General features: G+C 59.8%; 8 protein-coding genes and 1 pseudogene. 2 read left to right on the forward strand and 7 right to left on the reverse strand.

The genetic code is table 11. The features are described 5' to 3' along the window. Nucleotides 1-33: 33 nt before the first annotated feature. Complete coding sequence (gene mtnA / locus ABUA09_RS01780) at nt 34-1,059, forward strand: S-methyl-5-thioribose-1-phosphate isomerase (RefSeq protein ID WP_058117787.1); 1,026 nt, start codon at nt 34-36, stop codon at nt 1,057-1,059. Between the two features lies 1 nt (nt 1,060). Here the strand turns inward: mtnA and ABUA09_RS01785 are convergent, their stop codons facing one another. From ABUA09_RS01785 to tsaE, 7 genes and pseudogenes are all read right to left on the reverse strand, one after another. Next, nucleotides 1,061-2,455 (reverse strand): UDP-N-acetylmuramoyl-tripeptide--D-alanyl-D-alanine ligase, encoded by a 1,395-nt coding sequence (locus tag ABUA09_RS01785; protein ID WP_033118999.1) that lies wholly within the window; start codon nt 2,453-2,455, stop codon nt 1,061-1,063. 31 nt (nt 2,456-2,486) lie between these two features. Next, complete coding sequence (locus ABUA09_RS01790; protein ID WP_058117788.1) at nt 2,487-3,542, reverse strand: D-alanine--D-alanine ligase family protein; 1,056 nt, start codon at nt 3,540-3,542, stop codon at nt 2,487-2,489. 596 nt (nt 3,543-4,138) lie between these two features. Next, a pseudogene (gene tnpA / locus ABUA09_RS01795) lies at nt 4,139-4,395 on the reverse strand (IS200/IS605 family transposase); the annotation flags it as partial. 203 nt (nt 4,396-4,598) lie between these two features. Next, nucleotides 4,599-5,156, reverse strand: a complete 558-nt coding sequence (locus ABUA09_RS01800) for a GNAT family N-acetyltransferase (protein WP_033118996.1) — start codon at nt 5,154-5,156, stop codon at nt 4,599-4,601. Beyond that, on the reverse strand, nt 5,157-5,789 hold the full coding sequence (upp, locus tag ABUA09_RS01805) for a uracil phosphoribosyltransferase (RefSeq protein ID WP_033118995.1): 633 nt from the start codon (nt 5,787-5,789) through the stop codon (nt 5,157-5,159). Continuing rightward, complete coding sequence (gene tsaB, locus ABUA09_RS01810) at nt 5,782-6,507, reverse strand: tRNA (adenosine(37)-N6)-threonylcarbamoyltransferase complex dimerization subunit type 1 TsaB (RefSeq protein ID WP_208318469.1); 726 nt, start codon at nt 6,505-6,507, stop codon at nt 5,782-5,784. The genes upp and tsaB overlap by 8 nt, the downstream gene beginning before the upstream one ends. Continuing rightward, nucleotides 6,504-6,932, reverse strand: a complete 429-nt coding sequence (gene tsaE / locus ABUA09_RS01815) for a tRNA (adenosine(37)-N6)-threonylcarbamoyltransferase complex ATPase subunit type 1 TsaE (protein WP_058117789.1) — start codon at nt 6,930-6,932, stop codon at nt 6,504-6,506. Before tsaE ends, tsaB begins: the two co-directional genes overlap by 4 nt. 138 nt (nt 6,933-7,070) lie before the next feature. Between tsaE and ABUA09_RS01820 the strand changes: the two genes are divergently transcribed. After that, nucleotides 7,071-8,258, forward strand: coding sequence for an FtsW/RodA/SpoVE family cell cycle protein (locus ABUA09_RS01820; RefSeq protein WP_033118992.1), 1,188 nt, complete (start codon nt 7,071-7,073; stop codon nt 8,256-8,258). The last annotated feature ends 45 nt before the right edge of the window (nt 8,259-8,303 follow it).

The following is an 8,303-nucleotide window of genomic DNA, read 5'->3' on the forward strand; positions in this document are numbered from 1 at the left end:
ATATTACTGAATAAAAAAGAGGAGGCCATTGTAATGGATGCCATTCGCTGGCAGGGAGATTCCCTTGCACTGCTTGATCAGACCAAGCTTCCCGTGGAGGAGGTCTGGGAGGACTACACCGATTATCGGAAGGTGGCCGACGCCATCCGCCGTCTGGTGGTCCGCGGCGCCCCCGCCATCGGGATCGCGGCGGCCTATGCCGTTTGTCTGGCCGCCATGGAGCTCCAATGTCAGGATACCGCCCAGTTCCGCGCCGGCATGGCCCGCGCCGCCAAGGTGCTGGCTACCAGCAGACCCACCGCCGTCAACCTCTTCTGGGCCCTGGACCGGATGACGCTGGCCCTGTCCGCCGGCGGCGGCGGGCCGGAGGCCATCCCTGCGCTGGTCCGGGAAGCGGAGGCCATCCACCGTGAGGATATCTCCATGAACCGAAAGATCGGCAAATATGGAGCGGAGCTGGTGCCGGAGGGAGCCCGCATTCTTACCCACTGCAACGCCGGGGCCATTGCCACTGGCGGCTTCGGTACCGCTTTGGGCGTGGTCCGGGCCGCCCACGCCGCCGGCGGGGTGGAGATGGTCTACTGTGATGAGACCCGTCCGCTCCTCCAAGGCGCCCGCCTCACCGCCTGGGAGCTGATGAGGGATGGAATCCCCGCCACACTGATCACAGACAGCATGGCGGCCTCGCTCATGGCCCAGGGCAAGATCGACATAGTCTTTCTGGGCTGCGACCGCATGGCGCGCAACGGCGACTTTGCCAACAAGATCGGCACCTACGGCGTGGCGGTCCTAGCCGCCTACCACGGCATCCCCTTCTATACCGTGCTCCCCTCCTCCACCATCGATATGTCCATTCCGGATGGGAAACATATCGTCATCGAGGAGCGGGACCCGGCGGAGGTCACCCACTTCGCCGGCGTCCAAACCGCGCCGGAGGGGATCCGTGTCTGTAACCCCGCCTTCGACGTGACGCCCCACAAACTGCTCACCGGCATCGTCACGGAAAAGGGCGTCATCCATCCACCCTTTGGCGAACGCCTTCTGGAGCTGTTCGGCTGACTTACGGCTCTTTCGTGATCCTCTTCAAATCGTCCACCAGTTCCTCAAATGCCATGCCGCGGGAGGCCTTGACCAGAATGGTGGAGTTGGGCTTTACCAGCTCCGCCAGAATGGGCTTGGCCTCCTCTTTTGTCTCGCACCAGTAGACTTGGGGCACCATAGCGTCCTTGGCCGCGTCATAGATGTGCCTCGCCAGCTCCCCCACCGCCACCAGACAGTCGATCCCGGCCTTGCCCAAGTAGGCTCCCACGCCCGCGTGGAGGGTGGGTGCGAATGGGCCCAGCTCGAACATATCGCCCAGCACGGCAATCTTATAGTCCCCACCGCTCTTGGATAGGACCTCCACTGCAGCCCGCATGGACTGTGGATTGGCATTATATGCGTCATTGAGGATAGTGATCCCGTCCCCGCGCTTGAGGATATTCATGCGCATTTTGGTGGGCGCGAACCGGAGAACTCCTCTGGCGATCTCCCCGCCCGTCATGCCGAAATGCTCCGCCACCGCTGCGGCAGTGAGCGTAGGATAGAGCATATGGTTCCCAAGGGCAGGGATCTCCACGTCAAACCCGCTTCTCGGCGTCCGCACATGACAGCGGACGCTTTTCTCTCCGTCGCTCTCCACCCCGGTGGCCCGGTAATCCAGACCTTCGGCCGTACCCACGAGCACGCTCTGGAAGGGCAGCGAGGCCCGCAGAGGCTCCAGCAGCGGATCGTCTCCGTTGAGGATCACATAGCCCTTTTTCGGATCCATGTGCGAAAAGATCTCGCATTTTGCCTTCAAAATGTTCTCCCGGGAGCCCAGATTCTCAATGTGGGAATCCCCGATGTTGGTGATAACGGCCACGTCGGGCTCCACGATGCTGCTGAGATACTCGATCTCCCCGAAGTGATTCATGCCCATCTCGACCACGCAGATCTCGTGGTTGCTGTTGAGCCGCAGAAGGGTGAGGGGCAGCCCAACCTCATTATTGAAATTTCCCTCCGTCTTGAGGACCTTGAACCGCTCTCCCAATACCGCGGCCACCATATCCTTGGTCGTGGTCTTGCCCACGCTGCCCGTAACGGCCACAAAGGGGATGCGGAACTTCTGCTTGTAATGCCGGGCCAAATCCCGCAGCGCCTTTTGGGTACTGCCCACTTTGATATAGAACTTGCCGGGCAGATAGCTCTCCCGCTCCCGCTGGGTAAAGCAGCCCGCCGCCCCGCCCTCCAGGGCTTCGTTCAGGAAGGCGTGTCCGTCAAACCGCTCCCCCACCAGGGGAATGAACAACGCGCCCGGATCGGGATTACGGCTGTCGGTAAAGACGTGCTTCACTGTAAGGTCCAGGTCGCTGAACTCTCCCAGCAGCTTTCCGTCTACAGCTTCCAGTATCTCACGTATTGTCATGGGCTCCATAGCGTACTTCTCCTTCTTTCTGCTCTCAGGGTCACCGGCCCGCCCTTCTGGCCTCCAGGGAGGCCAGAAGGATGCGCTCGCACAGCGCGGCGTAGTCCACACCCACCGCCGCGGCCTCCTGGGGCAGCAGACTGGTGGGCGTCATGCCGGGCAGAGTGTTGATCTCCAGGAACCAGGGGGTCCCCTCCGCATCCAGAATAAAATCGGCTCTGGAGTAGACCGAGAGTCCAAGCGTACGGTAGACCTTCAGCGCCGCCGCGCGGAGCTTGGCCTCGGCTTCCGAAGAGATCTCCGCCGGGCAGACTTCCACGGCCGCACCAGGCTGATACTTGTTCTCATAGTCATAAAAGCCGCTTTTGGGAATGATCTCAATGGAGGGCAGCGCCTCATCCTCCAGGATGCCCACCTGGATCTCCCGCCCCGCCACGTACTGCTCTAACACGCTACGTCCGCCAAACCGCAGGCCGTCCAGCAGCGCGGCCCGCAGCTCCTTTTTGTCATGGGCGATCGATACGCCGATGGAAGAGCCGCTGTCCACCGGCTTTACCACACAGGGTACAGGAGTCTGGCTGGTGAGCCGGTCCACGTCCCGTTCGGTATACCGCACCGCCTTCCACCTGGGGGTATCTACCCCCGCTCCGGCAATGAGCCGTTTGGTGAGGTCTTTGTCCATGGCGAGGGCACTGCCCAGATACCCCGCGCCGGTGTATGGGATGCCCATAAGATCAAAGGCGGCCTGGACCCGTCCATCCTCCCCACACTGGCCATGGAGGGCCAAAAATACGATGTCGGCCATGGCGCACAACTCCAGGACCCCGGGTCCGAACTGACTTTTTCCCTTCCCTTTGCGGGAGGCCTTCACGGCCTCTAGGTCAGGGGCGTCCCGGTCCACGTGCTTCCCCGCATCGGGAAGAGGGGCGTCAAAGCGGTCCTCCAGGGTCTTCCCATCATCCTCCAGGCCAAAATACATGTCTACCAGCGCCGCCTTGTGCCCCCTGCCCCGCAGCGCCTCCGCCACCATGACCCCCGAAGACAGGGATACATTTCTCTCCGGGCTCAGTCCGCCCGCCAAAACAACAATCTTCATCAAATTCCTCCCGAACCGGAACGCTCGATTTCATTTCAGGATATGCGGCACGTCACCCGAATCATACCGTTTGCCGCAAAAGGGATACCGTCTTCACGTAATTAATTATTTTACCACACACAGGAAAAAACCACAAGTATCCCATTCCCTGCTGGCGCCTGTGTTTTCCGGCTCAATTTGCAAAAATATTTTGCTCCATATCCAGATTTTTCCCCGCTGTAAAAAATTCTTGCTCTATTTTTGCCCCCTCTTCCCCGTCGGAGAAACGGTTTCCCCTGTTTTTTCAATATCTTTCACTTCTGTTCTAAAGCTGGCACAGCGTTTGCGGAGTAAGAGGGCACCTGCAAAAAGAGAGGAACCGAACCATGCATGAACAGCTCTATCGAGAAATTGAGGGCATGCAGGACCGGCTGGCAGCCTGGCGCCGCGTGCTGCACCAGATTCCAGAGGTGAGTATGGACCTGCCCAATACCCTGGCCTATATGAAAGACCGGCTGAACGAGATGGGCGTGGGCTACACCCAGGCGGGCCGCTGCGGCCTCTACGCCCTGCTGGGCCAGGGGGACGGCACCATCCTGCTCTGTGCCGCATGCGGAACTGCGGTATTTATATTTCAGTTCGTCGAATTGCCCATACAACATCGTGCCGCTCTTGCCATTCAGATATCCCATGAAACCCGACACCGCTATCTTCGGTGGTATTTCCTCCAACATGTGGATATGGTCTGCACATACCTCTGCTTCCACTATCCCAACACCTTTCCATTCGCATAATTGCCTTAGTATTTTTCCTATTGCCTCTCGCTTTTTTGCTAAAATACTTTCCTGAGATACTTTGGTGCAAACACTATGATGTCATTTAGTCACATCTGAATGTCCTCCCTTTGCTATCTTTAGTTGCAGTTGGCTGACCGCTTCTTCCGTATAGTAAAGGGAGTTTCTTTCTCTTGCTTATCGCCGCAAGCTCTTTTGAATCACTGGCTTAGACCAGTGGTCTTCAATATACAAAATACAAAAAGAGTTCCGGCCCTGGGAACTTCCCCGGGCCGGAACTCTTTTACTTTTCCAGATCGCTCCGGATCACCATATGGATGTGGTCTTCCCACACCCCGTTGATTTGCAGATATTTGAGGGCCAAGCCCTCTTCATAAAAGCCTGCCTTTCGGGCTACACCAAGAGAGGCCAGATTTCGGGGCATGATATTGGCCTCTATCCGGTGCAAGTCCAGTTCCTCAAAAGCAATGCGCACAGTCTCCCGGACCGCCTCAGTCATATAGCCGCGCCTCAGGAACCGCTGGTCCAGCTTATAGCCCAGAAAACAGGATTGAAAGGCCCTGCGCACAATCTGTCCCAGCGAGGTGAGCCCGATGATCTCTTCCGGCGCCTCCCTGCGGGCAATATAAAACCGATAGCCCCGGTCAGAGAGCACGTCTCTCTGCTCCTCCAGCAGCAGGGGGCGCTGCCCGGCTTCACTGAAAAACGCATCCTCCCTCATAGGTTCAAACGGGGTAAGGAACGTCCGATTCCGGCGGTAATAATCCGCGACACGCCCCGCCAATTGAGGGGAGGTCATGGTCAGCAGGAGCCGTTCCGTCTGATAGACCGGCCCGATCACTTATTTCGTGCCGAAGATACGGTCTCCGGCGTCGCCCAGCCCCGGGACGATATAGCCGTGGTCGTTGAGCTTCTCGTCCAGGGCCGCGCAGTAGATGGCCACATCGGGATGGTCCTTGCGGACGCGCTCCACGCCCTCGGGAGCGGCGATGATGTTCATCAGCTTGATGTGCTTGACCTCATAGTTCTTGATAAACTGGATGGCTGCGGAGGCGGAACCACCGGTGGCCAGCATGGGGTCGAGGACGATGACGTCCCGCTCGGCGATGTCGGAGGGCATCTTGCAGTAATACTCCACAGGCTCCAGTGTCTGAGGATCGCGATAGAGACCGATATGTCCCACCTTGGCGGAGGGGATCAGTGTGAGGATTCCATCCACCATGCCCAGGCCCGCTCGGAGGATGGGGACGATGGCCAGCTTTTTGCCCGCCAGGGTCTTGAAGGTGCCGGTGGCCACGGGAGTCTTGATCTCCACCTCCCGGGTGGGCAGGTCACGGGTGGCCTCGTAGCACATCAGGGTGGCGATCTCGGAGACGATCTCCCGGAACTCCTTGACACCGGTATTCTCATCCCGGAGTATGGCCAGCTTGTGCTGGATCAGCGGGTGGTCAAAAATGTGTACCATTTCATCCATGTTGTTCTTCCCCTTTACTATTTTCAACTTTGGCAAGCCGTTCACGCTCGGCTTGGGACAGACGATGGTAGACGGGCGCCAAGGCCGCCGCCGGGACCAGCGCCCCCTGCCGGGCCAGCTCCAGTGCCCCGCGCGCTACGCCCCATGCGCTCTGGAGGCGCAGGTGCGGCGGAGCAAGCGCCACCGCGAGCCCTCGTTTCGTCAGTTCATTATAACACAGCTCGGCTCCGTCTCCAACCAGTATTTGCGGTTTTTTGCGGTTTTCCAGCTCCAGGGCCAATTCTTCTACAGGGATGGCCCGGTCCGGGCACAGCCGCTCCAGTATACCGCCGCAGGCCTGAAAGCGGGCATTGTAGACCTGATTCCTCCGGGCATCCATAACGGCGCAGAGATCCGCCTCCAGATGGGCCAGCGGCCACGCCATGGCTTCCAGCGTGGAGACGCCCGCGCAGGGCTTGTCCCCCGGCCAGGCCAGCCCCTTGGCCGCGGCCACGCCGATCCGAAGTCCTGTAAAGGACCCTGGCCCCGCCGCCACGGCCACGACCTCCATCTCCTCCAGCGTCAGCCCGCAGTTTTCCAGGAGATCCCGGCACATGGGCATCAGCGTTCGGCTGTGCGTGAGGCCGCTGTGCTGGAAGGATTGGGCCAAGAGCGTCTCGTCCTCACACACCGCCACTGAGGCCGCTGTAGCGGAGGACTCCAGAGCCAAAATCTTCATCTCTCTCCCCCCTCGGTCATCGTGATGAACCGCTGTCCGTCGTTGGCGCCCCGGCGGATATCTACCCGGACACAGTCCCCTTCCAGAGCCTCGGCCACATTTTCACTCCACTCCACGGCACACACGCCGCCCCGGCCCAGGTAGTCCTCCCATCCGATCTCGAAGAGCTCGTCGGCGGAGCCCAGGCGGTACATATCGAAGTGGAACAGAGGGAGCCGCCCTCCATCGTACTCATTGACGATGGTAAAGGTGGGGCTGGTCACCCGGTCCGCTATCCCGAGCCCCCGGGCCAAGCCCCGGACAAAAGCAGTCTTGCCCGCCCCCAGGTCCCCGGTAAAGGCCACCACTGTGCCCGCTTTCAGCCGCGCCCCCATGGACGCGCCCAGCGCCTCGGTCTCTTCGGGACTGTTGGTTGTGTACTCCATCGGCTCTCCCCCCACTATACGCACCACATAAGTCGAAATATTATAACACAGATTCCCCCGCCTGTAAAACCTGTTTACGAAAGCCGTCCGAAGTGGTAAAATATATGTTCCATCACTCCGCAAAGGAGGTGAGGCCCTTTGTGGCTCACCGATAGCATCAAAGAATTTTTCCGCAAAGCGGACGTGCTTCTCCTTGTGCTCATTGTGGCGGCCTCGCTGTTCGGCGTGGTGCTCATCTACAGCGCCACCCGCTGGATGGGTGCCGCCGGCGCGCGGTTCGTCCCCATTCAGCTCGTCGCCATAGTCCTGGGTGTGGCGGTCTATTTCGTCATGTCCTTTGTGGACGTGGAGCTCTTTACCGAGCGAAGCTGGAAATGGATGCTTTTCTTCAATGTATGCATCATTCTCATGCTCCTCACCCCCTTCGGCGTGGGCAAAGAGCAGACCGGGAACAACAGCTGGCTGGCATTTCCCTTCCTTCCCATGAATATCCAGCCGGCTGAGGTGGCCAAGATTTTCTTTGTCCTGCTGCTAGCCTTTCAATGCCGCAAGCTCCAGGACTGGGGCATCAGCCGTTTCACCTCGGTGGTGCAGCTGGCCGGGCACTCCCTCTTTATGGCGGCCCTCATCGCCGTGGTCTCCGGGGACTTCGGCATGGTCCTGGTCTATTTGGGCCTCTTCGTCATCATCGCCTGGACGGCCGGGGTCAAAAAGCGGTGGTTTCTCCTTGCCCTGGTGCTCGGAGTCGCTGCGGTCATCATTGTCTGGCCCCATGTCCCCGGCTACATCCAGGGCCGCTTCACCGTAGTCATCGACCACATCACCGGCAACCCGGACACCTATGTGGAGCAGACCCAGGGCCGCGGCTGGCAGCAGACCCGCAGCATCCTGGCCATTGGCAGCGGCGGCCTTTTCGGTCAGGGCTATCTGCAGGGCACGCAAACACAGAGCGCTTCGGAAGAGGCGCTCCCCGCCCGGCATACCGACGAGATCTTTGCCGTCTGCGGAGAGGAGTTCGGCATGGTGGGCTGCATCCTGGTCATCCTGCTCCTCACCGCCATCATCCTCCGCTGCGTGTGGGTGGCCCGCCGGGCCAACAGTCCCATGGCGGCCTATGTCGCCATGGGTTACGCCGCCATGCTCCTCCTTCAGACGGTCATTAACATCGGCATGTGCCTGTATGTCTTTCCCGTGGTGGGGCTCACCCTCCCCTTTTTCAGTTCCGGAGGCTCCTCCATCATCACTCTCTATGCCTGTATGGGCATCGTCTCCGGCATCAAGATGCGCTCTCTCCCCAGTTGGCTGCGGGACCGGAGCCAGCTATAGCCACGCGAACGATACGTTGAAAGGCGGTCCGGCATTTGCCGGACC

It is taken from the genome of Intestinimonas sp. RTP31139st1_F5_RTP31139_211217, assembly GCF_040226735.1.
In the GTDB taxonomy this organism is placed as follows: domain Bacteria; phylum Bacillota; class Clostridia; order Oscillospirales; family Oscillospiraceae; genus Intestinimonas; species Intestinimonas butyriciproducens.